Raw genomic sequence first — 23,006 nt, 5'->3', positions numbered from 1 at the left:
TTGGCTCATTGGAATTCAAGCACATTCAGGAGGCCCCATGCTTCCCAAACTCCAAACCGCGAATGTCGCGGGCAATGCGCTTGCGCAGATCGTGCAGGCGCGGCGGATGCAGAACGCCCTGGCAGAGCAGCCAACCAGCCCGCAATACAACGCCTTGGCAGCCTATGGCGGGCCGACGCGGGAGGCCGGAGACGCCCTGTCACTGCTTCGGGAGTTCGAGGGGTTCAGCAACACCCCGTATTGGGACGTGAACGCGTACCGGGCCGGATACGGGTCGGACACCATCACCACCGAGGACGGGCGCATCATTCCCGTGCGGCAGGGTATGTCCGTGGACAGGGCTGGGGCAGATCGCGACCTGTCGCGGAGGGTCAGCACGGAATTCGAGCCGTCTGTAGTCCGGGCTATCGGTCAGGAACGGTACAACGCCTTGGACCCGCAGCAGCGGGCCGCCCTTGTTTCACTGGCCTACAACTACGGAGCTGGCGCCTGGAACGATGACCTGTCGGGTGTGGCCCGGGCAGTGCGCTCCGGCGGTGACGTGCGATCCGCAATTTCCTCCCTAGCTTCCCACAATGACGGCGTGAACAAAAAGCGCCGCCTGCGGGAAGCGTCCTTTTTCTGATCATAAGAGGCGCGAATGGCAAGGCTTTCGTTCGAGGCGTTCCCGCGGGCGCTGGATAGCAATGGCAATCCGGCAGGCGGTGCGAAACTGTATGTCTATGAAGCCGGGACCACCACGGCTGTCACGACCTATTCCGACCTGGCGGAAACAACCGCGCACACCAGCCCGGTGATTGCGGATTCCGCAGGTTTTTTCCCGGAGATCTACACCTCGGACGACAGTCTGAAAATCCGGGTCACAGACGCCGCGGACGTGCTGATTTTTGAAGCAGACAACGTGCCGCAGCAAATCACCATCACCGGAGACGTTTGGGCAGAAAGCTTTGGCGCCAAGGGCGATGGAAGCACGGACAACAAGGCGGCTGTAACTGCTGCGGTGGCGCACCTTACAGCACTTGGCGGGGGCAAGCTGAAGTTCGGCCCCGGGGATTTCGTCTTTGACAGCCAAGTGCTGCTTTCGGAGACCGATGACAACATCCTTTTCCAAGGCTCCGGTCCTGACACGGTCTTTATCAAAGGCGTGGACAACAACATCAACGTTCTGAGGGTCCTGGGGGATTACTTCAAGATCCGGGACATCACCTTTGATGGCGACAAGGCGAGCAATACCACCGACACAACTCTGCTGTTCATCTATGGCGATGACTGCACGGTTGAAAACTGCATCTTCCGCAACTCGACCCGGAACGGCCTGGCCTTCGCAGATGACACGCCGGGCAGCCCGAAGCGCGCGACGGTGGTCCATTGCACCTTCGAGGACAACGATGGGGTGGGCCTGTCTACGGCGGGCCTGGACCGGTTCGTTATCGCGAACAATACCTTCCGCAGCAATGGCTGGGAGGGCCTGACCCTTGACCAGAACACGCGCAACGGCAGCGTGACCTGCAACCTGTTCGAGGACAACAACCTCGGCGGGGTGGATACCGACACATCCACTACCGTTTATGGCATCGGCCAGCTTGGCTACGATAATGGCGACGGCCTCTCGATCACGTCCAACGTGTTCATCGAGAAAACCACTGGGACCGACCGGGTACCGGCGATCCGCATGGGCAACGCACTCGGCGACACGCTGGGCATGACCATCGTCGGGAATATCATCGTCAACCATTTGGTGGGCATAGACTTCCGCGGCACGGCGGCCACCACTGCAACGGACCAGAACACCATCGTTCAGGGCAACGCCTTCCGTCTCACTACCACGGCCATCGCATATGACAGCGATGCAATCCGCCTGGAGATTGGAACAAACAGCTATACGGGCGTGACCACCCCCATTGACGATTCCAATGCGCCAGTGGCGGCCCGGCTGCCGGCTCGCCTCAGCTCGTGGTCGATGAACTCGAACAACGCCCAGAGCAGCATCACTGGCAACGGCGCGCTGGTTCAAGTGGCATATGACACCGACGTGCCGACCGGATGCCAGCAACCTCCGACCGTCAACACGGGCACGGGTGCGGTCACTATCACGGTCTCCGCCTTCTATGAGATCACCGCCTCTGTTGCTGTGTCTTCCATCGCCACCGCCGCCAGCGGGCACATCGAGGTCCGGCAAAATGGCACCGCCATCGGCAAGCGCCGCTGGCAGTTCAACGGCACCACCGGCGACGACACCATGACGATCACCACCAGCCAGCCACTGACCAGCGGAGACGTGATCACTGTGCACGCAGTCGTCAACGGGATGGCGGGGAACACGGCGGGCTTTGCGGCGCGGCCGATTGAAAGCGAGTTCACAGGGCACCTGGTGCACTGAGGGGGAATGGATGCGCGAACTGATAACCAGCTTGGAGTTCTGGATTGCCATGGCTGCGGCGATAGCGCTGAAGCTCAGGGCTTCGCCAACCATCACCTGCTTTGGCGCCATCGCCACGACTGTTTCAGCGGTCGCGTGCGCGCTGGTGTTCACGCAGCCGCTTGTGGCCTGGCTGGATCTGGATGGTGAGACATACACCTACGCGGTCTCCGCCCTCATTGCCCTGACCGGCGAGCATATCTCCCGGCAGATCCTCTCCCTTGGCATTGAGGACGCCTTTCGCCTCTGGAGGGGGAAGAAATGACCTGGGGCAAGATCATCTTGGGGGCTTGGGGCCTGCTGCTGGCGTACAGCACGGCTCTGTCCTCTCTGCCAGCGAGCTGGTGGTTCGAGGTGAGCGGTATTCATGTCGAGAACGCGGCGGCCGGTGAATGCCCGAAAATGACGGTAAACCGGGACATTAACCGCCACTTCTACGCCAAATGGACCGTCACCGTCATGCGGCAAACAGCGGGTGGAAACTGGTACACATACTCCACGCACAGAGGGGCAAACGATTACCGACCGGACAACAGCCTGCCGGATAATCTGGACCTGTGCTGGTGGGCATGGGTGGATCAGATCGACCTGTTGCCGGGTCGGTATCGGATTCACACACTATGGCGCATTGAGCCAGCAAATGGCGGCATGCGCGAAGTTCGCCGGGCCAGCAATGCGTTCGACATATATCCGCAGAGGTAAGCCATGACAGTTGACTATCGCTGGGTGCAAACCCGGCTGCGGGAGCTTGGGTTTGACCCAGGCCCCATTGATGGCGTTCGTGGACCGCGCACCGATGCGGCAGTGGTCGCGTTCAAGCGATCGATCGGCTTCCGGGCGCGGCCCTACATCGGTCCGCTGACGCTGGCAGCCTTGGAGCCAAGGCCAGATCACGAGCGCGTCCGGCTGCCGTGGATGCAAGAGGCGGCCAAGATCCGCGGCCTGCATGAGCAGCGGGACACAGCGCGCCTGCGCCGCTGGTTCGACAAATCGGTGAGTTGGATTGACCCTCGGGACGTGCCGTGGTGCGGCGCGTTTGTCGCCACGGCGCACCGGCTGGCGGATCCGCACATCGCCCTGCCGGAAAACCCACTGGGTGCGCGAAATTGGCGCGACTGGGGCAAGTCCACAGATCCGGTGCATGGGGCAACGCTAGTGTTCTGGCGCGTGTCTCCGCACTCCTGGCAGGGCCATGTTGGTTTTTACCACGGTGAGGATGCAACGCACTTCCACGTTCTAGGCGGCAACCAGTCCAATGCGGTGACCGTAAGCCGGATGGCTAAGGAGCGGCTGCTGTCGTCCCGGTGGCCCGATGGCGTTCCCGTGACCGGTCGCCGCATTCACCTGACGCCCGGCGGCGTCCCGATTTCAAGCAATGAGGCCTGAGAAATGAAAACCTACAAGCGCGAAACCGCGTGGGTGTTGCTGGCGACCCTTGCTGGAGCCTTTGTCTATGGACACGGGGCAGGGCAGGAGGCCGTGGTGGATTCCGCGAAGTTCATGGCAACACCTGTGTTCCTGTTCGCCGCTGGAGCGTTTGGCTTGGATGCCATCGCGAAGCAATTCGGGGGGCGGTGATGGGAATTCTCAACCGCATCTGGGGCTACCTTGCGGCGGCAGGCGCGCTGCTGTCCGGTCTGGTCCTGTGGGGGCAGTCCAAGAAGAAACAGGGCCGGGACGAAACCTACATCGAGATGAGGGCGAAAGACCATGAAAACGCTGACCAAATTCGTGATCGTGTTGACCGCAATCTTGATGAGCGGGTGCGCAAACTGGACGACGCCGGCTGGCGGGACTGAGACCGGCGCGGAACTGTGCCGGCAGTGGGGGAAGTCCCTGCCCACGCGCTCGCGGCAGGACACCCAGCAGACTGCGGATGAGATCCAAGAGGCCTATGCGGCGTTCTCGCTGGCCTGCCCGGAATGGGCACACCTGATCCCATAAGGAGGATAGCTGGAGAGTAACGATGGCAAACGCAATTTACCCCAAATACAAAGAGGCCCTGCTGAACGGCTCGGCCAATACGGACATGTCCGCAGGGACCGTGAAGGCGGCGCTGGTGGATACCGGAACCTACACCTACAGCGCGGCGCATGACTTTCTGGACGATCTGTCTGGCGTGGTTGGCACGGCGGTCACGCTTGCGAGCAAGACGTTCACGGACGGCACCTTTGACAGCGCCGACCCCACATGGTCCAGCGTCTCAGGGAGCACTGCGGAGGCAATCGTCCTCTACATCGACACCGGCACGCCGGGCACGTCGCGGCTGATCCTTTACCTCGACACCGGTCAGACCGGACTGCCTGTCACGCCGAACGGTGGCGATATCACCTATACCGTGGATGCGGCTGGCTGGTTCACGCTGTAACCGGCCATGACTACCTTTTCCATAGCTCAGTCACTGAACCAAAGCAGTGCTGACCCGGCAGAGGTAACAGTGGTCAGCCCCACAGAGGGCAACTTGCTCCTGGCTATCGCCTCTGAGCGCTCTGGAACCGGCCAAAGCGCGCACTCCGTAACCGGCGGTGGGACGTGGACAAAGCGGGTAGCCATTGATCAGGAGCTGGCGGACGCCAACGCACGCCATTCCGTGACCGTCTGGGAGCGGATTGTGGGCGCGTCCGAGGGGAATAGCACGGCCAGCTTTGACGATGGCACCGGGAACTCGAAGGCCCTGACGGTTGTGGAGGTAGAGCCAAGCGCCTCCTACAGCTTCTCATTCGTGGAGGAAGCATCAGAACATTCCGGCACCGCGCACTGGGACGGAACGTCATCGGGGAACACCTCCAGCATATCAGGAACGGACCTGTTCGAGATTGCCATCGGGGCTTGCAGGAACAGCGCGTTCACCCTGTCCGCCGTGACATTCGACACGCAGACGGACAGCAACACGCTCTACAATGGCGGGAACAATGGCCGGTCTCACGTTTATGCGATAGAGGCCTCAGGACAGTCGGGCGGGGTGAAGTCCGCCACCGTCAACTCAGATGGCTCGCAGCACGAAGGCGCGGTTGCTGTTCTGATCTTCGAGGACGGCGGGGCAAGCGGCCAAACCATCACCGGCTCGGATTACATCGACGCGGGCTCCTTCGGATCCGGAACAATCACAACGGGCGCCGTCTCGATCACGGGTGCGGCGTTCACTGACCCCGATACATTCGGGACCGGGCAGATTGGCCTAACCCTGTCTGGCGCAGCCTATACCGACGGTGACACCTTTGGCAGCGGCACGATTTCCACGGGTGCAGCGACAATTACCGGCGCGCCCTTCAGCGATCCCGATAGCTTCGGTTCTGGAACCATTTCGACCGGCGCCGTGTCAATCACAGGTGCCGCATATAGCGACCCGGACAGTTTCGGCAGCGGGACCGTCAGCCAGGGCGGCATCACCATTGTCGGGTCGTCCTATGCTGACCCCGATAGCTTTGGCGCCGGCACAGTTGCAACCGGGGCCGTCGCAATATCAGGCGCTGCATATGATGATCCTGACGCCTTCGGTACAGGCACTGTCTATCACGGCACCCCGGCGCAATCAGCCCCCGCAAGGAGTGGTCTGAGCCTTGGGCTGCGGCTTGGACTGTGACGCGCAGCGCATTTCCCAAAAAGGAGATTAACCGATGAAAGCACTCATTGTAGCTGCCTTGGCGGCCCTCTTTGCCGTTCCCGCATGGGCGCAATCGAACTGCGCAAGCCGGGAGCAGGTACTGGATATTGTGCGCGGGAAATACCAAGAGGAAGCCATTGCCCGCGGCATCGACACCCGGGGCCGCATGGTCGAATGGTGGGGCAACCCAGAAACAGGTAGCTGGACCGCCGTTCTCACCAAGGGCAGCCAGTCCTGCATTGTGGGGCAGGGCTGGGATTTCTTCATTCCTGAGCCGGTCGCAGTTGGGGAGCCGCTATAATGACCAGCCTTCGTCTCGGCCTTGGTCTTTCCCTGTCCGCGCGCGGGTTCAGCCCGCTGAGTTACAGCCCGTCGATGCTGATCGACGCGCGCAACACCTCGAAGTTCTTTCAGGACGCCTCAGACACCACAGCCGCAGAGCCAACGGGCGATTTGGTGCGCCGGGCGCTGGATGTGAGCGGGAACTCCAATCACCTCACAGCCCCCGCCGACACGAACCGCGCGGCCTACCAGTCGGGCAGCGGGTTGCTCTGGCTCGACCCAGACGGAACGAATGACTATTACACCGCGGCAACCCGCTTTGGCCTGGCCGCAAACCCCGGCCTGACCGTCGTCGCGGCGCTGAACACAGGGGCGCAGGCAAACATGGTGGAGCGCGTCTGGCACATCGGGACCACAGGCGGCGGGTCCATTTGCGGCGCTGTCGGATCCGGCACATTGTCATGGCGGCACAATAACGGGAATAAGATCGTCGCGAAGGTGGCAGACAACACGGACGCGGTGATTGCCTGGAGGCGTGCCATCGGCGACACCTACGAGGACCAAGAGATTTTCGTGGATGGGGTTCTGCAAGCGCAAACAGGCGTCGTCAACGGCACCGGGGTGCCAACGGACACCGGAGCGAACTTCGGCATGTTTGCGGACACTGCGGGTGGCGATCCGTTCGCAGGCCTGATCTACACGCTCCTCGTGTTCCCGTTCGAGCTGACCGACCAGCAGCTTGCGCAGGTGGTGACATGGGCGGGAGCGGCGCAGGGACGGTCAATTTGACCTGACGCCCGACAGAAGAAAACGCCAGAAAGCCCCGGTTCGCGCCGGGGCTTTTGTCGTTTCAGGGTGGGGGGTTAGTTGGATGCCATTGCGGCATCGACGTGAAGGTCAAGATCCTCGCCATTGAGGATCACGTTCTCAGGGGTAAGGCCTGCGAAGACGCCGCCGCGATCAATGGTGTTCAGATCCCGGTCCCGCAGCCAGCGATACCGGGCAGCATCGCGGGCAAGATCCGGGTCCGGTGACATGCCTGTGGTGCAGATCGGGGCGACTTCCTCAGCTTTATCCAGTTCAACCATGGTGACACCGCTGGACGCCGTGCAAAGCTGAATAGCTTCCTCCTTATGGAAGCGCCCGGCCTCAGCCTTGCTTGCGGTGTAACCTTGGGCGTCGAGGCGGTAGTAGTAGCCGTTTTTAATCAGCAGATAGAGCATGGTTCCTCCGGCGGCGGTTTCTGGATTAGTAGATTTCTGCAACCAGTTGACGCAGATCACTGGGAACCATCTGGTCTAGGCAATCGTCTCGGCGCGCGAACTCCTGCCACTCCGCCACGGTCCTACCTGCGATCCTTCTGGGTTTTGGCTGCGGCGGCTCATAGTCATCGGCATACTTCACCGCTTCGGCGCGGGTCGGGAACTCGATAGCCCCCTGATCCCAGTCTGCAACACAGGCGAAGCGCAGCGTGCTGGGATCGCCGTCGGCACGAATGCGCAGGAAAACACCCATCTTGCCGTTTGCGTAAATGCGCTGCTCAACGTCTTTCAATTCGGGCGCATTTCTCTTTTTGCCAAACATGTTCGGTCTCCTGGCGGTTTCTGGAGCGTGTCCGCTCCTGCTTACTGTTGCAATAAATATTACAATAATTATGGTTATAAATATTGCAACAGAAAAGTGTTGTAATATTTATTGCAATGGAAAGTCTGAGCGGGGTAAGCAGGTGGCTGGAATGGCAGCAGAGGCACGCATGGGGCGACCACCAAAGAAAGTCAGCCAGCTCAGGCGCAACCGCATGGTGCTGCTGTTCACGGATGACGAAATGCAGCAGATCGAGGACCACATTGCCCGGGAAGGTTTTGAGGGGCACAATCACCTGGGGCGCGAAGCGATCCTGGCTTTGATCGAGTCCAAGAACCCTGTCCAAACCGGCGGTGATGATGGCGAAAAGCAGTAAGAAAGCAGTGTCCGAATCCGGAAATGAGCCGGTTCGCAAGATCGGGTACGCCAGGGTTTCGACCGCGGAACAGAACCCCGATATGCAGATCCAGGCGCTCAAGGATTATGGGGTACCGGAGGAACTGATTTTCGTGGATCGGGCCAGCGGCGGCACCCTGCACCGCCCGGCGTTCCTTCAGGCGCTGAGGTTCGCTCAGCACCCCGGCACAGAGTTTGTTGTTTGGAAGCTTGACCGGCTGGGCCGCACGCTGGAAGGTGTGATCATGGTGTTGAACCTGTTCGAGCAACGCGGCTTGAAGTTCTTCAGCCTGACTGAGCGCGTGGATATGACTACGCCGATGGGCAAGGCTATGGTGCAGATCATGGGCGCGGTTGCCGAACTGGAGCGCAACCTGATCATCGAGCGCACGAAAGCCGGGATCGAGCGGGCCAAGGCGCGCGGCGAAAAGCCCGGCCGCCCCATTGCTATGACGCCCGCCCGGGTCGAGGTCGCTGATATGATGCTGCGATCTGGAAAGCGCGGTCAGGAAGTATTCGAGGCGGTCAAGCCGCTGTCAGATGTCAAGCTGAGCCGTGCGGCCTACTATGCTTTTCAGAAGCGGTGGGACGATGGCGAGATAGGTTCCGTCGATGACGGTGAGGAATCCTAAAAAGGAGCGGCTACCCGTCCTCCTTCGAATCCGCCAGTGCGTTCACTACGGCTTGCCAGGCCAGCCGCGCCTCGGTGCGATCTGTTTTGCCACAGCCATTGCATCGGTAGGTCATCTTCTCCGCGCGCTGGAATCGGGTGATGATCCTCTCATCAGTGATGGTGTTGTAGTGCCCGCAGGCGCAGTCGATCTGGATGGCGAGCATCTACGAAGTGTTCCTTGGTTCCGTGAACCGGCACGAACCGGCAAACCCTGCGGAAATGCCGTATAGGGCACTATTAAAAACAGCGCCTCGGATCAAAAATCAACACCTTGGCAGCCTATCGCTTCGTTTACACCGAAGATGTCGGGAGTTCGAGCCTCTCACGACCCACCATCCCTCTCTCACGATGTTATCCAGGTTGCCCGCGCAAGTGATTGTTGCGGCTGTGTTTTTTGCTGTGATTCAGTGTGTTGTCCGGGTGGGGCTATTTTTTTCCGGGAAAGTTCTGAAAAAGGCAAAACACCGCTTGACGGGTCCGGGGGTGGAGAATATTACAGCCCAACATTCGGCAGCGATGCCTGAATGGGCAGCGGGCGGTTGTAGCTCAGTTGGTTAGAGTACCGGCCTGTCACGCCGGGGGTCGCGGGTTCGAGCCCCGTCAACCGCGCCACTGCTGCGCCCTTTCCCGGGGCAAACAGGGACCGCCCCGGAGGGGAACAGGATCGGAAACGGTCCGCCGCAAGGCGAAAATGCGGTTGTAGCTCAGTTGGTTAGAGTACCGGCCTGTCACGCCGGGGGTCGCGGGTTCGAGCCCCGTCAACCGCGCCACTTTCGCCCGCCGCCCTGACGTTTCAGGGTCCGCCCCGGATGGGGACCATAGCCGAAAGGCCCATGCGCGGTTGTAGCTCAGTTGGTTAGAGTACCGGCCTGTCACGCCGGGGGTCGCGGGTTCGAGCCCCGTCAACCGCGCCACTTCCTTCTTCAGTAAAAAAAGACGCTCCTAGTGTTTGTCATCCGTGTTCCGGTGGGCATTCCGGGGCCGCTGTGAATTCGGGGGTGTCCTGGCTGAAGCTGTTGCGCCAGCCTTCTGCGCTATTCTCCCACAGAGACGAAATCAGCATCGATTTCCATGCTGTGGTGCCAGAGGGCAGATAGGCCGCGCGGTAGCTGAGCAGCACGGCATCAGGGCTGATGATACGCAGCTGTGCGTCGCTGAGGCGGTAGCCCGCCATCACTGGTCCGTTTTTCAGTTGGTCGCAATGGCCTGTTTTCCCGGAAAAGCCGCTGGGATAGACGCCTAGGAAGTCCTCTGTCAGCATTCGGCTGTCGGCCTCCGGGTCACCCGCAACCAATGCCTCCCAGACCTGAGTTTCCAAGGCGAGGAAACCGGCCAGCCGCGGGCCGTCAATCAGAATCGATTGTGTCATGATAGCAGCCTGACCGCGGGTGGCGGGTCAGGCAAGCAGCCAACTGACTGCGGCTGCCTTCAAAGGGCAGGCGGGTTCGGTGCCGCCTCTGTGTCGTGGCGCCATCCGGTCAGCTCCGCATCCACCCATTTCTTGAGCCGGTTCAGGTCGGGATTGGGATTGGATTCCAGATAGCGCAGCAGAACCCTTGTGCCGTGCTGGTAGCCGGCGCGGTAGCTTTCCTCCGGGTCGGTCTGGTTGCCCTCGAATCCTGGCGGACGGTTGAACCTGCTTTGTGTCATCTCTGCCTCCGTTTGCTGGCCGCATGCGCGTTGCCGTCAGGTTAGGGCAAGAGCGATAAGCAAGTCTTAACCGGGTGCGTAAAACGAACATCAAAGCCGTGAAACGGTGCCGGGCGAGGTCTCAGGCCGGCAGCAGCGGGGTCAGGAATTCAAGCAATGCCGCAGCGGTTTCAGCCGGGGTGCTGTCGATGAAGAAATGCCCGCCCGGCACGCTGCGCGCAGACATGTCCTGCAGGTGCGGTTCCCAGGCGGCGGCGACGTCATAGGCCCGGGCCATGGCGCTATCGGCGCCATACAGCACCAGTGAGGGGCAATGGATCTGCCGGTCCAGATTGCGTGCGTCGTCGTGGAAGTCCACCTCTATCGCGGCCCGGTAGTCATTGCACATGGCATGGACGCAGGCCGGATCTGCCCAGGCACGGCGGTAGGCAGCCAGTGCGGCAGGCGGGAAGTCCGAAAGCGAGGCGCCGCCCCAGCCAAGCAGACAGCTTTCGAAATAGGCCTGCGGATCGGCTCCGATCATCCGCTCCGGCAGCGGTGCGGGCTGGGCAAGGAAGAACCAGTGATAATAGGCACGGGCGACCTGCTGGGTGAGCTGGTCCAGCAGCAGATGGGTCGGGATGATGTCCATTAGTGTCAGGCTGGCCACGGCCTCCGGCGCGTCCAGCGCCAGCCGGTGAGCGGTGCGCCCGCCGCGGTCATGGCCTGCGAGGTGAAAGCGGGGAAATCCCAGCGCCTGCATCAGCGCCAGCTGATCGGCTGCCATGTTGCGGAAGCTCATGGCCTCCAAGCTGCCGGGTTTCGAGCTGGCTCCATAGCCGCGCAGGTCCGCCGACACCACGGTGAATTCGCGGGCAAGCAGCGGGGCACTTTCCTCCCACATCTCCTTGCTCTGCGGGAAGCCGTGCAGCAGCAGAAGCGGCGGGCCGTTACCGCGCCGGGTATAGGCAATTTCCTGGCCGTTCACCTGATGTGTGCCGGTTTCAATTACAGCAGGCATGGGCTCTCTCCCCTGAATAATGGGTTCCCGCGTATTGGAGCTAGAGCGACGTGCAGGATCAAGACTGCCGCTGCGTTCGGTGGAAAGCGGAGGTCTCCCGCGCCTTGGCGCGGCATCACAGATGCCGCACAGCAAGCCTTGGGCCCGGCGCCCTGCGGTTGCACGGCGCGCGCCGCCATCGGCGGCGCCAGGCCCAACGGGAAGAGGGGCTCCTCGGAGCGCCGATGACGGGCGGGAGGGCCTCCGTGCGCGTCTCCGGGTTATTGCAAGGGGGCATGGTGGCGGGAAGCGTGTCAGAGTGAAGCAGCTTGCGGCTGTGTATTGAGGCTGGCAGAGGTAGCCGGGAAAACAGTCCTCTTCTCAGGCCTGTATGCGATGGAGGCCGCTATGCCGCACCAAAAAATCTGGGAATCCCAGCTCCTCAGCTCTCCCAGGAATATCAAATCCGTAGACTTCTTCTTTCCCGGTGCCGATCAGAAATGGCGCGTTGCCTTCCAACGTCGCTATGCCTATGGGATTGAACCAGAAATCAACACTGACGAATATCCAGCCTATATATTCTTTGCGCTGCGAGACCTCTCCAGCAAGAACAAGGACAGCCTCCCGGATATGTTCATGGGGCACCAGGGGCTGGTCATTGTGTCTGGTGCAATGCACGACCTCTTGCAGACCTTCAACATGGGCCGCACACGGTTCCACGAGGTGCCGCTCTATGAATATGACCAGAAAACCCTGCGCCCAGGGCGCTGGTATTTCATGCATATTCGGGAGGACTGCCAAACGCTTGTGGCGGAAGCGTCTAGCGGGCTGAAACCTGTCGGGAAGTCTGGGGGAATTTGGAAACCGACCTTGGCAGGTGATCATGAACTCGCGTTGGACCCAGAGGAGGCTGGAGAGCTGGATCTTTGGCTGGACCGCAGCGTTCGCAACCGTGTGTTTTTCTCGGACCGTTTAAAGAAGGCTATCAAGTCCTCCGGCCTCAGCACCCGCTGGCTGGGGTTCCGCCCCTGCAAGATCGTGACCGTTTGAGTGGGCGGAGACCCCGCAGAACCTCCGCCCGTCTGTCTTTACTTCTGTGTCAGCGCGTCCAGGATACGGGCCCAGGAGCGGATGCCCTTGTGGAAGCTTTTCAGGTCATATTTCTCGTTGGGCGAGTGGATGGCGTCGTCGTCATTGGCGAAGCCGGCCAGCATCGATTCCATGCCCAGGATCGACTTGAAGAAACCGGCGATCGGGATCGAGCCGCCCATGCCGCAGAACACCGCTTCGCGCTGCCACTCGTCCGACAAAGCGGCGCGGGCAGCGGTGAATTCGGGGCGGGTGATGTCCATGACTGACGCCTTGGAGCCTTCGAGGTCGTTGTCCCAGACCACCTTGCAGTCCGGTTTCAGCTGCGCTTCCACATGCTTGCGGATCTTTACCCGCAGCGCGTCCGGGTCCATGTCGCCAACGAGGCGGCAGGTGATCTTGCAATGCGCTTCCGACGGGATCACGGTCTTGGAGCCCGCGCCGTTGTAGCCGCCCCAGAGACCGTTCACCTCCAGCGTCGGACGGGCCCATTGCTGTTCCAGAACTGAGCGGTCCTTTTCGCCATGCGCTTGGGTGTAGCCCGCGTTGTCGAGGTAGTCCTTCTCGTCAAAGCCGCAGCCTTCCCACTGGCGCAGCTGGTCCTCGGGCACCTCATGCACGCCTTCATAGAAGCCGTCGACGGCGACCTTGCCGGTTTCCTCGTCATAGAAGGAGGCGACGATGCGGCTGAGCTCACGCAGGGGGTTCAGGCCAGGGCCGCCGTAGTGGCCGGAGTGCAGGTCGATGCGGGGGCCAATGAGGGTGAACTCATCCTTCAGCATGCCGCGCAGCTGCGAGGAGATCGACGGCACCCCGCGCGACACCATGGAGGTGTCGCATATCAGCGCGATATCGGCTTTCAGCTCCTCGGCGTTGGCCTCCATGAAGGGGATCAGCGAGGGGGAGCCGCTTTCCTCTTCACCCTCGAAGAAGAAGGTGATGCGGCAGGGCAGGGAGCCGTTGACAGCCTTCCAGGCGCGGCAGGCCTCGACAAAGGTCATCAGCTGGCCCTTGTCGTCCGAAGACCCGCGGCCGCGGATCACGGTGCCGTTCGGGGTATCCTCCAGCTGCGGCTCAAACGGCGGTGTGTTCCAGAGGTTCAGCGGGTCGACCGGCTGCACATCGTAATGGCCATAAAACAGCACATGCGGCGCATCGGTGTTTTCCTCGCCCACGTGGCCGACCACCATCGGGTGGCCCGGGGTCACGCGCTTTTCCGCCTTGATGCCGATGGAGTTCAGATCCGCCACCAGCCAGTCGGCGGCCTTGTCGCACTCTGCCTTGTAGGCCGGATCGGTGGAAATGGACTGGATCCGCAACAGCTCCATCAGCCGTTCGGTGGCTGCGTCCAGCTCTGTGTCGATCCGGTCCAGAACATCATTCAGTGCCATCTCATGCTCTCCTGTTTTTCGGGGGAAGGCCCGGGGAAAGGGCCAATTTGCCGCGGACCCTAGCAGCGCGATTGAGGAGGGGCCAGAGGCCTCAGGGCCGGAAATCCCCGGCATTTTCCGCTGCTGCGGTTTCCGATACTGCGCATTATTCGGAAATCCGGGAAACAGATACGACGCAAACGGCCAAAGGTTGGCCGCAGCTGTCCTTGCCCGGACCCTGTTTAAGTTTTATTTGACCTGCATCAATGTTGCGCACCCTTGGCGGCGCGTATGTAGTTGATCGAAGGGACTGCCTCAGGTAACCAGTCGTGAACGTGATTGTGGCCTAATCGTCAGAAGACCCGTGCCCTTTACAAAGCCCGCGTGCTCCGCAGGAGTACAATTAGCTATGGAGATGCCGGTGGACTATACCGCGAAACTGGACGCAGCGATTGCTAGCCTTCACGAAGAGGGCCGTTACCGGACCTTCATCGACATTGAGCGCAAGAATGGCCATTTCCCGCATGCGGTGTGGAACCGGCCGGACGGCAGCAAGCAGGACATCACCGTCTGGTGCGGCAACGATTACCTGGGCATGGGTCAGAACCCGGTGGTGCTGGATGCAATGCATGACGCCATCAACGCAACCGGCGCAGGCTCTGGCGGCACACGCAACATCTCTGGCACTACGGTCTATCACAAGCAGCTGGAGGCCGAGCTGGCCGACCTGCACGGCAAGGAAGCGGCGCTGCTGTTTACCTCGGCCTATATCGCCAATGACGCGACGCTGAGCACTCTGCCCAAGCTGTTCCCGGGGCTGATCATCTATTCAGACGCGCTGAACCACGCCTCCATGATCGAGGGCGTGCGCCGCAATGGCGGTGCCAAACGCATTTTCCGCCACAATGATGTGGCCCACCTGCGCGAGCTGCTGGAAGCCGACGATCCCAAGGCACCCAAGCTGATTGCCTTCGAATCGGTCTATTCGATGGACGGCGACTTCGGTCCGATCGAGGAACTGTGCGATCTGGCCGATGAATTCGGCGCGCTGACCTATATCGACGAGGTGCACGCCGTTGGCATGTACGGCCCCCGCGGCGGCGGCGTGACGGAACGTGACAGGCTGGCCCACCGCATCGATATCATCAATGGAACCCTCGCCAAGGCCTATGGTGTGATGGGCGGCTATATCGCAGCCTCGGCCAAGATGTGCGACGCGATCCGCTCCTATGCGCCGGGCTTCATCTTCACCACCTCGCTGGCGCCAACAGTGGCGGCAGGGGCGGCGGCCTCGGTTGCCTATCTGAAAGGTGCTCAGGATCTGCGCGACAAGCATCAGGATCAGGCCAAGGTGCTGAAGCTGCGCCTGAAGGGGCTTGGCCTGCCGATCATTGATCACGGCAGCCACATCGTTCCAGTGATCGTGGGCAACCCGGTGCACACGAAGGTGCTGTCCGACCACCTGCTGGAGGACTATGGTATCTACGTGCAGCCGATCAATTTCCCCACCGTACCGCGCGGCACCGAACGCCTGCGCTTCACGCCCTCGCCGGTGCACGGACCCAAGGAGATCGACGCGCTGGTTCACGCAATGGACGCATTGTGGTCGCATTGTGCGCTGAATCGTGCCGAACTTGCCGGGTAACTTACTGATCAGTGTAAATTAACACTGAGTGTGTTACGCTGTTGCTAATCAATCAACGGATCTGAGTCGCACATGTGATTCTTTCACCGTTTAGAAACGATGGCGGCAGGCATAGTATGGGACGGCAGGCATGATCGGGCGCTTCACCCAGCGCAAGCAAGATGAGCATGGCGGAACGGCAGAGCCGAAGGGTTTTGACGATTTCGAGCTGAAGCTTGGCGACGTGATGCGCGGCGAGCGGGCGACGATGGGCAAATCGCTGCTCGACGTTCAGCGCGAACTGCGGATCAAGGCCTCCTATATCGCTGCGATCGAAAACTCCGATCCTTCCGCCTTTGACACGCCCGGCTTCATCGCCGGCTACGTACGGTCTTATGCGCGCTATCTGAACATGGATGCCGAACAGGCGTTTCAGGACTTCTGCAAGGAAAGCGGCTTCTCCGTGGCGCACGGCATGTCTGCTGAGGCTTCCAGCCGCAGTAAGTCAGGCAATGCGCCGGTTGTTGCATCCAAGGGCCTCGGCAGCGATGCCTTTGCCTCTCCGAATACCCCGTTCATTCCCGCACCCAGCAGCATCCTGAGCCAGATTGAATTGCGTGCCGTCGGCTCGCTTATGGTGCTGGCCGGCCTGATTAGCGGCATCACCTATGGCGGCTGGGCGGTGCTGAAAGAGGTGCAGCAGGTGCAATTCGCACCGGTGGATCAGACCCCGGCAGTGCTGGCGGATCTCGACCCGCTGAGCAGCGCCGTGCTGGCGGTTGCCGAAGGCACCCAGGATCCTGCGGCGGAGGCATTGGACCGTCTTTACCGCCCACAGGCGCTGGATGTGCCTGTGCTGGTCGCGCGCGACGCGCCGATTTCCACTCTTGACCCTTCGACACTGGGAAATTTTGCTGCGCCGGATGTGCCGACGATCAGCCTGGCCGAGGCCAGCTTGCCGTTTGACGGCGCGGGGCCGCTGCAGCAGGGTGAGCAGGGACCACAGGTGCCGCAGGTTTTGGCAGCGGTTACGCCGGGCGTTGAAATGGTTGCGGTGCGCCCCTCCTGGGTGCAAGTCACTGCGGCGGACGGCAGCGTGATCCTGGAAACCATTATGGATGCGGGCCAGCGGTTCCAGGTTCCGGTGACCGAGGACGCACCGAAACTGCGCACCGGTGAAAGCAGCGCTATTTATTTTGCCGTCAATGGCCAGCATTTCGGTCCGGTCGGAGAACGCGGCCAGGTTACCAAAAATGTTGAGCTGTCGATGGATGCGATCACCGGGCGGTTTGAACTGGCTGATCTGCAGGACGGCAGCAACGAGGCGCTAGCGACCTTGGTGGCGCAGCTTCAGGCAGAAGTGCAGCAGCCCTCCGAGTAATCCCGGCACAGGAATTCTCACAGGACGCCCGGTGCTGCCATTGCAGCGCCGGGCGTCTGCACGTATCTAATCCCCAACAGGATCCAGCCGGGACACCAGCCGCAATGTCGATCAATCACATCCGCCCGTGGCGCCATATAGAACGCCGCAAGAGCCGCCAGATTCATGTGGGTAACGTACCCGTTGGCGGTGACGCCCCGATTGCGGTGCAGACCATGACCAACACGCTGACCACCGATGTGGCGGCAACGGTGGCGCAGGTCCAGGCGGCGGCAGAGGCGGGTGCTGATCTGGTGCGGATCTCGGTCCCGGATGAAGCCTCCTCCAAGGCGCTGAAGGAAATCGTGCGTGAAAGCCCGGTGCCGATCGTTGCCGACATCCATTTCCACTACAAGCGCGGCATCGAGGCCGCGGAGGCCGGCGCTGCCTGCCTGCGCATCAACCCAGGCAACATCGGTGACGAGAAGCGCGTGGCCGAGGTGATCCGCGCAGCGCGCGACCACAACTGCTCGATCCGCATCGGGGTGAACGCCGGCAGTCTGGAAAAGCACTTGCTGGACAAATACGGCGAACCCTGCCCGGAGGCGATGGTGGAGAGTGGGCTCGACCATATCCGGATCCTGCAGGATCATGACTTCCACGAGTTCAAGATCTCGGTGAAAGCCTCCGATGTCTTCATGACCGCCGCCGCCTATCAGCAGCTGGCGGAGGCGACCGACGCGCCCATTCATCTGGGCGTGACCGAGGCTGGCGGTTTTGTATCCGGCACCATCAAATCGGCGATTGGCCTCGGACAGCTTCTGTGGATGGGCATTGGCGACACGCTGCGCGTCAGCCTGTCTGCCGATCCAGTGGAGGAGGTGAAAGTAGGTTTCGAGATCCTCAAATCCCTCGGCCTGCGCCACCGCGGCGTTAACATCATTTCATGTCCCAGCTGCGCGCGGCAGGGGTTTGACGTCATCAAGACGGTGGAAACGCTGGAGGAGCGGCTGGCCCATATCCACACGCCGATGAGCCTCTCGATCATCGGTTGCGTGGTGAATGGCCCCGGCGAGGCTCTTATGACGGATGTGGGCTTCACCGGTGGCGGCGCGGGCTCCGGCATGGTCTATCTGGCGGGCAAGGCCAGCCACAAGATGTCCAACGAACAGATGGTCGAGCACATCGTCGAGGAGGTCGAGAAGAAGGCCGCCCAGATCGAGGCGGCCCAGGAAGCGGCGGAGTAATACTCCAGCCGTTTCATCTTTCCAGAAATACTCCGGGGTTCGGGGCAGAGCCCCGGTTCCACCGGTTGAGATTGGATCTCAGCTCTGCTGCTCGCGGATCTCCGCCACCATCAGCTCCATCTGATCGGCGGGCAGGTAACCGCGCAGGAGTTCAGTGCCCAGAACAAAGGTCGGGGTGCCGGAGATCGCCATCTTCTGGGCCAGCGCCCGGGTCTGACGCAGCTCGGCAGTCACTTCCTCGCTATCCATCTTTGCGAAAATCGCCTCTGCATCCAGCGACAGCCCTTCGGCCAGGCGGCGCAGGGCGACCTCGTTCGGCTCGCCGCCAAACTCGATCAGGGCGTCATGCACATCCTTGTAGGCGTCATCGCCTGCCACCAGCTTGGTGGCGACGGCAAAGCGCGCCGACAGTACAGAGGCGTCACCCAGTATCGGGAATTCCTTGATCACCAGGCGGATGTTGCCGTCGCTTTTCAGCAGCTTGGCCACCTCAGGCGCAGCGCGCCGGCAGTAGCCGCAGCGGTAATCCATGAATTCAACCAAGGTGATGTCGCCTTCGGGATTGCCACCAACCCAAGAATAGCCGTCGTTGACCAGTTCCTCCAGGTTGTCGGCGACCAGCGCGTCATCGCGTACAGCTTCGGCCTGCTGCTGGCGCTGCTCCAGAAGGTCAACCGCCTCCAGAATCAGCTCAGGGTTTGCCAGAATGTAGCTGCGCACTTCCTTGCCAAAGGCCTCGCGCTCAGCTTCCGACATCGCGCTGATGTCAAATGCCTGCGCCGGTGCGCCCAATAGGGCGAGGGCGGTGGCCGCGGCGGTAGCGGTGCGGGTGAAAAGGGTCATTTCCGTCTCTTTCTCTTCTGAGCTTGTTCATAGGCCACCAACACATCTGTTGCCCGCCGTGCGGCGGGGGATCCTGCTGGCAGCAGGGCGGTGGCCCGTTTTGCGTGAATTCCGGCGTCATTCAGACGCCCTTGCAAGGCATAGCGTTCGGCAGTGACCAGCGCTGCCATGCCGGTTTGCCCGGTCTTGGCATAGGCCAGTGACATGTCGCGCAGCAGCACCGTATTGCGGAAGTCGATGGCACGGGCGCGCTCCATCGACTTGAGCGCCGCCTTGGGCTGGCCCGCGGCCAGCTGTGCGCGGCCGTAGCCGGTCAGGATCAGCGGGTCCTTGGGGGCAAGGCTGACGGCCTTGCCATAGGCGGCTAGTGCCGCGGACCACTGGCGGTTCTCGATCAGGATCTGGCCCTTGAGTTCGTAGTAGAATGGATCGGAAGGCCGTGCAGCCAGCGCGCCGTTTACCGCCTTCAGCGACTTTTTCAGGTTTCTCTGCCGGTGATAGGCGGCGGCCTCGCGCATCAGGCGGACGTCCTTGTACTGCTCCTCGCGCACTCGGCGCAGGGTCCATTTCGGCGCGCGGGTAAAGGCCGACAGCTTGCCGCGGACCCGGGCGAACCAGTATTGCGCGTCCGGGCTGGTCTGGCCCTTGTCGCCATAGGCGGCCAGATAGGCCTGCGCGGCCCGCATACGGTCGCGGCTGAGGGGGTGGGAGCGGGTGTAGGGATCCTGGGTACCTGCACTCAGCACTTCCTGGCCTGCAAAGGCGCGGTGCAGATCGACCAGTCCCTGCGGGCTGATGCCTGCCCGGTTCAGGTAGTCAGCGGCGGAACGGTCGGCGCTGCTTTCCTCTGCCCGTGTGTGGGCTAGGAAGCTGCGGAAGGCCGAGCTTTGGGTGCCGATGGCAATGCCCGCCGCCGCATCCCCGCCGCCTGCCGCCGCAGCCAGCGCGGCCAGTGCCAAGCCAAGACCGGCAGCACTGTTGGCAGAGCGCAAGTTCTGCATTCGCCGTGACAGGTGGCCGTTGGTGATATGGGCCGCCTCATGGGCTAGCACGGCTTGCAGCATTTCCGGTGAGGTGACCTTGAGGATCAGCCCGTAATTCACAAATATCGTTCGGGAATCCAGCACAAAGGCATTGAAGGACGAGTCGTTGACCAGCAGGATGCGCACCCGGTTCGCATTCAAGCCCGCGGCGCGCAGCACCGGGGCGGCCAGCCGGTTCAGCCCGTGTTCGATATCCGGATCGCGCAGCAGCGAAATGGATGCCGCATGCGCTGCTGCTGAAAACTGAACCAGCGCGCAAAGAACAAGAGCCGGGATTGACGCCAGCCGGAAGAAACGGTCAAAACTCATGCGCGCACATTGGGAGATAAGCATGCGAAACTCAACCCGGTCCGAGGTCGATCCCTTCATTGTGATGGATGTGATGGAAGCTGCCCGCAAGGCTGAGGAGGCAGGCCGCCACATCATCCACATGGAGGTGGGCCAGCCCTCGACCGGGGCGCCGTCCGGGGCGCTGCAGGCGCTGGGGAATGCGCTGGAAAACAATGCCTTGGGGTATACTGTTGCCTTGGGGCTGCCAGCCCTGCGCAAGCGGATCGCACAGCTGTACGGGGAGTGGTACAACGTCGATTTGAACCCGGAGCGGGTGATTGTGACACCGGGTTCTTCCGGCGCTTTTCTGCTCAGCTTCACAGCGCTTTTCGACAGCGGCGACCGCGTTGGCATCGGCGCGCCGGGGTATCCTTCCTACAGGCAGATTCTGAAGGCGCTGGGGCTGGTTCCTGTGGATATCCAGACAGCGCCGGAAAACCGGCTGCAGCCGGTGGCCGCGGACCTTGCCGGACAGAAGCTGTCAGGGCTGATGGTGGCGTCGCCCGCGAACCCGACCGGGACCATGCTGGACCGCGCGGCGATGGGCGCGCTGATTGATGCAGCAAAGGGCGAGGGTGCCAGCTTCATCTCCGACGAGATCTATCACGGGCTAGAATATGAGGCGAAAGCAGTCACGGCGCTGGAGCTGACCGACGAGTGTTACGTCATCAACTCCTTCTCCAAGTTCTTTTCGATGACCGGCTGGCGGGTCGGCTGGATGGTGGTCCCGGAGGATCATGTGCGGGTGGTAGAGCGGATTGCCCAGAACATGTTCATCTGCGCGCCGCACGCCAGCCAGGTGGCAGCATTGGCCGCGCTTGATTGCGAAGACGAGCTGCGTGAAAACCTGGCTGTTTACGCAAAGAACCGCCGGCTGATGCTGGACGGGCTGCCGAAGGCCGGTTTCACCAAAATCGCGCCGCCGGACGGGGCGTTTTATGTCTATGCCGATGTGTCGGACCTGACCGACGACAGCCGCAGCTTTGCTGCGGAAATCCTTGAAAAGGCAGGTGTCGCGGTGACCCCGGGGCTGGATTTCGACCCGGTTCGAGGGGCCACGACGCTGCGATTCTCCTATGCGCGCTCAACCCAGGATATCGAGGAAGGCCTGGCGCGGCTGGCGCTGTTCATGGCCTCACGCGGCTAAGGCGGGGATAACCGCAGAAGGCGGATTTCCAAGCACGTGCAAATTGCCTAGTCTGCCGGCAAAAAGGGCCGGAAGGCCGGGCAAGAGGCAGATATGGGCAAACTGATCACTCTCACCGCATTAATCTGGGCATTGGCGGCAGGCGCCTGGGCGCAATCTGGCGGCAGTGGCTTCAGCGGCCTCGCGCGCATCGATACGGACGCAAGCCATGTGCGGGACGCCGGGCAGGGGGCAGAGATCACCCTGGGCCTCAGCCAGGGGGTGCCTTACCGGCTGTTCACTCTGACGGAGCCGCCGCGGCTGGTGCTGGATTTTCAGGAGGTCGACTGGACCGGGCTGACGGCGAAGGCGCTGCTCAAAGGCGAACAGATCACCACCGCGCAATTCGGCACCTATGTGCCCGGCTGGTCGCGGCTGGTACTGCAACTGGCGGAGCCGATGAAGGTGGCCAGCGCAGGGTTGACTGTGGATCAGGTATCGGCAGTGGCAAAGTTGTCGGTGTCGCTGGAACCGGTCACATCGGAAGAATTCGAGGCCAGTGCCGGCGCGCCGCAGGATCCGCGGTGGGACCTGCCCGAACCTGAGACAATGGGTGCCAAGGCTTTGCGGGACGAAAACGCGCCGCTCTTGGTGATGCTGGACCCGGGTCATGGCGGCATTGATCCCGGGGCGGAAACAGAGGTGGTGGTCGAAAAGCACCTGATGCTGCAATTCGCCCGGGAACTGGGTGAGGCGCTGGTGCGGTCCGGCCAGTTCACCGTGCTGATGACCCGCGACGATGACTACTTTGTCTCACTGGAGCGCCGTATCGCGCTGGCGCACCAGGCCGGGGCGGACGTGTTTATTTCGCTGCATGCGGATACAATTTCCGAGGGCCGCGCTCATGGTTCCACGGTCTATACCCTGTCCAAGGATGCCTCTGATGCGGCTTCGGCCAAGCTGGCAGAACGGCATTTGCGTGGTGATCTCTTGTCCGGCACGGACCTCAGCCAGGCGGATGATGGGGTGACGGCTGTGATGCTTGACCTGGCCCGGCAGGAAACCCAGCCGCGCAGCGACGCACTGGCGGCGGCGCTGATTGACGGGCTGCGGGCGCAGGGCCAGCCGATCAACAACCGGCCGTTGCGGTCTGCCGGGTTTTCGGTGCTGAAATCTGCTGACATCCCCTCCGTCCTGGTCGAGATCGGCTTTTTGTCCAGCAAGCGCGACCTGAAGAATCTGGTGGACGCGGAATGGCGGGCCAATGCGGCCCGCGGTATTCTGAACGGGCTGATCACCTGGCGCGCGCAGGATGATGCCCGCCGGGCGCTGGTGCGGCAGTAGGCATATTTGCGCCTGAATCGGCGGATCATCTGCAAAACGGGGC

At 61.7% G+C, this 23,006-nt stretch carries 28 protein-coding genes and 3 tRNA genes; 22 read left to right on the top strand and 9 right to left on the bottom strand.

From position 1 onward, the window contains the following. Positions 1 to 37: 37 nt before the first annotated feature. From RA26_RS01495 to RA26_RS01445, 11 genes are all read left to right on the top strand, one after another. Complete coding sequence (locus RA26_RS01495; protein ID WP_039178798.1) at positions 38 to 625, top strand: lysozyme; 588 nt, start codon at positions 38 to 40, stop codon at positions 623 to 625. Between the two features lie 15 nt (positions 626 to 640). Beyond that, entirely contained in the window at positions 641 to 2,380 is a 1,740-nt protein-coding gene (locus RA26_RS01490; protein ID WP_039178795.1) for a right-handed parallel beta-helix repeat-containing protein, read from the top strand. 10 nt (positions 2,381 to 2,390) lie between these two features. Then, complete coding sequence (locus RA26_RS01485) at positions 2,391 to 2,684, top strand: hypothetical protein (RefSeq protein ID WP_039178792.1); 294 nt, start codon at positions 2,391 to 2,393, stop codon at positions 2,682 to 2,684. Then, positions 2,681 to 3,121 (top strand): hypothetical protein, encoded by a 441-nt coding sequence (locus RA26_RS01480; protein WP_039178789.1) that lies wholly within the window; start codon positions 2,681 to 2,683, stop codon positions 3,119 to 3,121. The genes RA26_RS01485 and RA26_RS01480 overlap by 4 nt, the downstream gene beginning before the upstream one ends. Before the next feature lie 3 nt (positions 3,122 to 3,124). Next, positions 3,125 to 3,805: an NlpC/P60 family protein gene (locus tag RA26_RS01475; protein WP_039178786.1), complete on the top strand. Its 681-nt coding sequence runs from the start codon at positions 3,125 to 3,127 to the stop codon at positions 3,803 to 3,805. Between the two features lie 3 nt (positions 3,806 to 3,808). After that, positions 3,809 to 3,997, top strand: coding sequence for a hypothetical protein (locus RA26_RS01470; protein ID WP_039178784.1), 189 nt, complete (start codon positions 3,809 to 3,811; stop codon positions 3,995 to 3,997). Beyond that, the gene (locus RA26_RS01465; RefSeq protein WP_039178781.1) at positions 3,997 to 4,218 is read left to right on the top strand and encodes a hypothetical protein; all 222 of its coding nucleotides are present in this window, start codon (positions 3,997 to 3,999) and stop codon (positions 4,216 to 4,218) included. Before RA26_RS01470 ends, RA26_RS01465 begins: the two co-directional genes overlap by 1 nt. A 167-nt stretch (positions 4,219 to 4,385) precedes the next feature. Then, on the top strand, positions 4,386 to 4,787 hold the full coding sequence (locus RA26_RS01460; RefSeq protein ID WP_039178778.1) for a hypothetical protein: 402 nt from the start codon (positions 4,386 to 4,388) through the stop codon (positions 4,785 to 4,787). Positions 4,788 to 4,793: 6 nt separating this feature from the next. Beyond that, positions 4,794 to 6,002, top strand: a complete 1,209-nt coding sequence (locus RA26_RS01455) for a hypothetical protein (protein ID WP_152612535.1) — start codon at positions 4,794 to 4,796, stop codon at positions 6,000 to 6,002. 34 nt (positions 6,003 to 6,036) lie between these two features. Beyond that, on the top strand, positions 6,037 to 6,324 hold the full coding sequence (locus RA26_RS01450; protein WP_039178774.1) for a hypothetical protein: 288 nt from the start codon (positions 6,037 to 6,039) through the stop codon (positions 6,322 to 6,324). Further along, the gene (locus RA26_RS01445) at positions 6,324 to 7,094 is read left to right on the top strand and encodes a hypothetical protein (RefSeq protein ID WP_039178771.1); all 771 of its coding nucleotides are present in this window, start codon (positions 6,324 to 6,326) and stop codon (positions 7,092 to 7,094) included. The genes RA26_RS01450 and RA26_RS01445 overlap by 1 nt, the downstream gene beginning before the upstream one ends. 74 nt (positions 7,095 to 7,168) lie before the next feature. Here the strand turns inward: RA26_RS01445 and RA26_RS01440 are convergent, their stop codons facing one another. Both RA26_RS01440 and RA26_RS01435 read right to left on the bottom strand, forming a co-directional pair. Next, a complete protein-coding gene (locus RA26_RS01440) occupies positions 7,169 to 7,528 on the bottom strand; it encodes a hypothetical protein (RefSeq protein ID WP_039178770.1) in 360 nt (119 codons plus the stop codon). A 25-nt stretch (positions 7,529 to 7,553) separates the two neighbouring features. Beyond that, positions 7,554 to 7,889 (bottom strand): hypothetical protein, encoded by a 336-nt coding sequence (locus RA26_RS01435; protein ID WP_039178766.1) that lies wholly within the window; start codon positions 7,887 to 7,889, stop codon positions 7,554 to 7,556. Positions 7,890 to 8,040: 151 nt separating this feature from the next. Between RA26_RS01435 and RA26_RS22565 the strand changes: the two genes are divergently transcribed. Together RA26_RS22565 and RA26_RS01430 are read left to right on the top strand one after the other, a co-directional pair. Further along, positions 8,041 to 8,265: a hypothetical protein gene (locus RA26_RS22565; RefSeq protein WP_152612534.1), complete on the top strand. Its 225-nt coding sequence runs from the start codon at positions 8,041 to 8,043 to the stop codon at positions 8,263 to 8,265. Beyond that, complete coding sequence (locus RA26_RS01430; RefSeq protein WP_241482569.1) at positions 8,246 to 8,917, top strand: recombinase family protein; 672 nt, start codon at positions 8,246 to 8,248, stop codon at positions 8,915 to 8,917. Before RA26_RS22565 ends, RA26_RS01430 begins: the two co-directional genes overlap by 20 nt. A 10-nt stretch (positions 8,918 to 8,927) precedes the next feature. Here RA26_RS01430 and RA26_RS01425 read toward each other — a convergent pair whose 3' ends face one another. Then, positions 8,928 to 9,122, bottom strand: a complete 195-nt coding sequence (locus tag RA26_RS01425; protein ID WP_039178764.1) for a hypothetical protein — start codon at positions 9,120 to 9,122, stop codon at positions 8,928 to 8,930. Between the two features lie 371 nt (positions 9,123 to 9,493). On the opposite strand from RA26_RS01425, the gene RA26_RS01420 reads away from it, so the two are divergent. The 3 genes from RA26_RS01420 to RA26_RS01410 all read left to right on the top strand — a co-directional run bounded on the left by RA26_RS01420 (position 9,494) and on the right by RA26_RS01410 (position 9,872). Then, a tRNA-Asp gene (locus tag RA26_RS01420) sits at positions 9,494 to 9,570 on the top strand. A gap of 81 nt (positions 9,571 to 9,651) precedes the next feature. Further along, a tRNA-Asp gene (locus RA26_RS01415) sits at positions 9,652 to 9,728 on the top strand. A 67-nt stretch (positions 9,729 to 9,795) separates the two neighbouring features. Further along, positions 9,796 to 9,872 (top strand) — tRNA-Asp (locus RA26_RS01410). A gap of 38 nt (positions 9,873 to 9,910) precedes the next feature. Here RA26_RS01410 and RA26_RS01405 read toward each other — a convergent pair. The 3 genes from RA26_RS01405 to RA26_RS01395 form a co-directional block, all read right to left on the bottom strand. Further along, positions 9,911 to 10,327 (bottom strand): nuclear transport factor 2 family protein, encoded by a 417-nt coding sequence (locus RA26_RS01405; RefSeq protein ID WP_039178761.1) that lies wholly within the window; start codon positions 10,325 to 10,327, stop codon positions 9,911 to 9,913. Positions 10,328 to 10,386: 59 nt separating this feature from the next. Next, complete coding sequence (locus RA26_RS01400; RefSeq protein WP_039178759.1) at positions 10,387 to 10,608, bottom strand: hypothetical protein; 222 nt, start codon at positions 10,606 to 10,608, stop codon at positions 10,387 to 10,389. A gap of 121 nt (positions 10,609 to 10,729) precedes the next feature. Then, complete coding sequence (locus tag RA26_RS01395) at positions 10,730 to 11,608, bottom strand: alpha/beta fold hydrolase (RefSeq protein ID WP_039178756.1); 879 nt, start codon at positions 11,606 to 11,608, stop codon at positions 10,730 to 10,732. Positions 11,609 to 11,983: 375 nt separating this feature from the next. Here RA26_RS01395 and RA26_RS01390 point away from each other — a divergent pair, with 375 nt between their 5' ends. Next, positions 11,984 to 12,637 carry an imm11 family protein gene (locus RA26_RS01390; RefSeq protein ID WP_039178753.1) on the top strand — a complete coding sequence of 218 codons (654 nt, stop codon included), beginning with the start codon at positions 11,984 to 11,986 and terminating at the stop codon, positions 12,635 to 12,637. Between the two features lie 38 nt (positions 12,638 to 12,675). Here the strand turns inward: RA26_RS01390 and RA26_RS01385 are convergent, their stop codons facing one another. Continuing rightward, positions 12,676 to 14,067, bottom strand: a complete 1,392-nt coding sequence (locus tag RA26_RS01385; RefSeq protein ID WP_039178751.1) for a M20/M25/M40 family metallo-hydrolase — start codon at positions 14,065 to 14,067, stop codon at positions 12,676 to 12,678. Between the two features lie 388 nt (positions 14,068 to 14,455). On the opposite strand from RA26_RS01385, the gene hemA reads away from it, so the two are divergent. The 3 genes from hemA (at position 14,456) to ispG (ending at position 18,277) form a co-directional block, all read left to right on the top strand. After that, positions 14,456 to 15,691 carry a 5-aminolevulinate synthase gene (hemA, locus tag RA26_RS01380; protein ID WP_241482568.1) on the top strand — a complete coding sequence of 412 codons (1,236 nt, stop codon included), beginning with the start codon at positions 14,456 to 14,458 and terminating at the stop codon, positions 15,689 to 15,691. 130 nt (positions 15,692 to 15,821) lie between these two features. Continuing rightward, a complete protein-coding gene (locus RA26_RS01375) occupies positions 15,822 to 17,051 on the top strand; it encodes a helix-turn-helix domain-containing protein (protein WP_039178747.1) in 1,230 nt (409 codons plus the stop codon). 104 nt (positions 17,052 to 17,155) lie between these two features. After that, positions 17,156 to 18,277: a flavodoxin-dependent (E)-4-hydroxy-3-methylbut-2-enyl-diphosphate synthase gene (gene ispG, locus RA26_RS01370; RefSeq protein WP_039178744.1), complete on the top strand. Its 1,122-nt coding sequence runs from the start codon at positions 17,156 to 17,158 to the stop codon at positions 18,275 to 18,277. Between the two features lie 78 nt (positions 18,278 to 18,355). On the opposite strand, the gene RA26_RS01365 is transcribed toward ispG, so the two are convergent. Both RA26_RS01365 and RA26_RS01360 read right to left on the bottom strand, forming a co-directional pair. Then, complete coding sequence (locus tag RA26_RS01365) at positions 18,356 to 19,120, bottom strand: DsbA family protein (protein ID WP_039178742.1); 765 nt, start codon at positions 19,118 to 19,120, stop codon at positions 18,356 to 18,358. After that, positions 19,117 to 20,496: a M48 family metalloprotease gene (locus RA26_RS01360; protein ID WP_039178739.1), complete on the bottom strand. Its 1,380-nt coding sequence runs from the start codon at positions 20,494 to 20,496 to the stop codon at positions 19,117 to 19,119. Before RA26_RS01360 ends, RA26_RS01365 begins: the two co-directional genes overlap by 4 nt. Here RA26_RS01360 and RA26_RS01355 point away from each other — a divergent pair. Both RA26_RS01355 and RA26_RS01350 read left to right on the top strand, forming a co-directional pair. Further along, on the top strand, positions 20,495 to 21,640 hold the full coding sequence (locus RA26_RS01355; protein WP_039178736.1) for a pyridoxal phosphate-dependent aminotransferase: 1,146 nt from the start codon (positions 20,495 to 20,497) through the stop codon (positions 21,638 to 21,640). The two genes, RA26_RS01360 and RA26_RS01355, sit on opposite strands and share 2 nt — an antisense overlap. A 93-nt stretch (positions 21,641 to 21,733) precedes the next feature. Continuing rightward, positions 21,734 to 22,963, top strand: a complete 1,230-nt coding sequence (locus RA26_RS01350; protein ID WP_039178733.1) for an N-acetylmuramoyl-L-alanine amidase — start codon at positions 21,734 to 21,736, stop codon at positions 22,961 to 22,963. Positions 22,964 to 23,006 lie beyond the last annotated feature (43 nt).

The organism is Leisingera sp. ANG-M7 (genome assembly GCF_000813965.1).
In the GTDB taxonomy this organism is placed as follows: domain Bacteria; phylum Pseudomonadota; class Alphaproteobacteria; order Rhodobacterales; family Rhodobacteraceae; genus Leisingera.
Note: the sequence above shows the minus strand (reverse complement) of the source record. Positions and strands in the feature narration are given on the sequence as shown.

Bases quoted from the DNA above. Each gene is read 5' to 3' on its own strand.
- RA26_RS01350 (WP_039178733.1), top strand. From the start codon at position 21,734: ATGGGCAAACTGATCACTCTCACCGCATTAATCTGGGCATTGGCGGCA.
- RA26_RS01390 (WP_039178753.1), top strand. From the start codon at position 11,984: ATGGAGGCCGCTATGCCGCACCAAAAAATCTGGGAATCCCAGCTCCTC.
- RA26_RS01430 (WP_241482569.1), top strand. From the start codon at position 8,246: ATGATGGCGAAAAGCAGTAAGAAAGCAGTGTCCGAATCCGGAAATGAG.
- RA26_RS01475 (WP_039178786.1), top strand. From the start codon at position 3,125: ATGACAGTTGACTATCGCTGGGTGCAAACCCGGCTGCGGGAGCTTGGG.
- RA26_RS01445 (WP_039178771.1), top strand. From the start codon at position 6,324: ATGACCAGCCTTCGTCTCGGCCTTGGTCTTTCCCTGTCCGCGCGCGGG.
- RA26_RS01405 (WP_039178761.1), bottom strand. From the start codon at position 10,327: ATGACACAATCGATTCTGATTGACGGCCCGCGGCTGGCCGGTTTCCTC.
- RA26_RS01450 (WP_039178774.1), top strand. From the start codon at position 6,037: ATGAAAGCACTCATTGTAGCTGCCTTGGCGGCCCTCTTTGCCGTTCCC.
- ispG (WP_039178744.1), top strand. From the start codon at position 17,156: ATGTCGATCAATCACATCCGCCCGTGGCGCCATATAGAACGCCGCAAG.
- RA26_RS01400 (WP_039178759.1), bottom strand. From the start codon at position 10,608: ATGACACAAAGCAGGTTCAACCGTCCGCCAGGATTCGAGGGCAACCAG.
- RA26_RS01365 (WP_039178742.1), bottom strand. From the start codon at position 19,120: ATGACCCTTTTCACCCGCACCGCTACCGCCGCGGCCACCGCCCTCGCC.
- RA26_RS01495 (WP_039178798.1), top strand. From the start codon at position 38: ATGCTTCCCAAACTCCAAACCGCGAATGTCGCGGGCAATGCGCTTGCG.
- RA26_RS01460 (WP_039178778.1), top strand. From the start codon at position 4,386: ATGGCAAACGCAATTTACCCCAAATACAAAGAGGCCCTGCTGAACGGC.
- RA26_RS01355 (WP_039178736.1), top strand. From the start codon at position 20,495: ATGCGAAACTCAACCCGGTCCGAGGTCGATCCCTTCATTGTGATGGAT.
- RA26_RS01470 (WP_039178784.1), top strand. From the start codon at position 3,809: ATGAAAACCTACAAGCGCGAAACCGCGTGGGTGTTGCTGGCGACCCTT.
- RA26_RS01490 (WP_039178795.1), top strand. From the start codon at position 641: ATGGCAAGGCTTTCGTTCGAGGCGTTCCCGCGGGCGCTGGATAGCAAT.
- RA26_RS01425 (WP_039178764.1), bottom strand. From the start codon at position 9,122: ATGCTCGCCATCCAGATCGACTGCGCCTGCGGGCACTACAACACCATC.
- RA26_RS01435 (WP_039178766.1), bottom strand. From the start codon at position 7,889: ATGTTTGGCAAAAAGAGAAATGCGCCCGAATTGAAAGACGTTGAGCAG.
- RA26_RS22565 (WP_152612534.1), top strand. From the start codon at position 8,041: ATGGCAGCAGAGGCACGCATGGGGCGACCACCAAAGAAAGTCAGCCAG.
- RA26_RS01455 (WP_152612535.1), top strand. From the start codon at position 4,794: ATGACTACCTTTTCCATAGCTCAGTCACTGAACCAAAGCAGTGCTGAC.
- RA26_RS01360 (WP_039178739.1), bottom strand. From the start codon at position 20,496: ATGCTTATCTCCCAATGTGCGCGCATGAGTTTTGACCGTTTCTTCCGG.
- RA26_RS01480 (WP_039178789.1), top strand. From the start codon at position 2,681: ATGACCTGGGGCAAGATCATCTTGGGGGCTTGGGGCCTGCTGCTGGCG.
- RA26_RS01385 (WP_039178751.1), bottom strand. From the start codon at position 14,067: ATGGCACTGAATGATGTTCTGGACCGGATCGACACAGAGCTGGACGCA.
- RA26_RS01485 (WP_039178792.1), top strand. From the start codon at position 2,391: ATGCGCGAACTGATAACCAGCTTGGAGTTCTGGATTGCCATGGCTGCG.
- RA26_RS01395 (WP_039178756.1), bottom strand. From the start codon at position 11,608: ATGCCTGCTGTAATTGAAACCGGCACACATCAGGTGAACGGCCAGGAA.
- hemA (WP_241482568.1), top strand. From the start codon at position 14,456: ATGGAGATGCCGGTGGACTATACCGCGAAACTGGACGCAGCGATTGCT.
- RA26_RS01375 (WP_039178747.1), top strand. From the start codon at position 15,822: ATGATCGGGCGCTTCACCCAGCGCAAGCAAGATGAGCATGGCGGAACG.
- RA26_RS01465 (WP_039178781.1), top strand. From the start codon at position 3,997: ATGGGAATTCTCAACCGCATCTGGGGCTACCTTGCGGCGGCAGGCGCG.
- RA26_RS01440 (WP_039178770.1), bottom strand. From the start codon at position 7,528: ATGCTCTATCTGCTGATTAAAAACGGCTACTACTACCGCCTCGACGCC.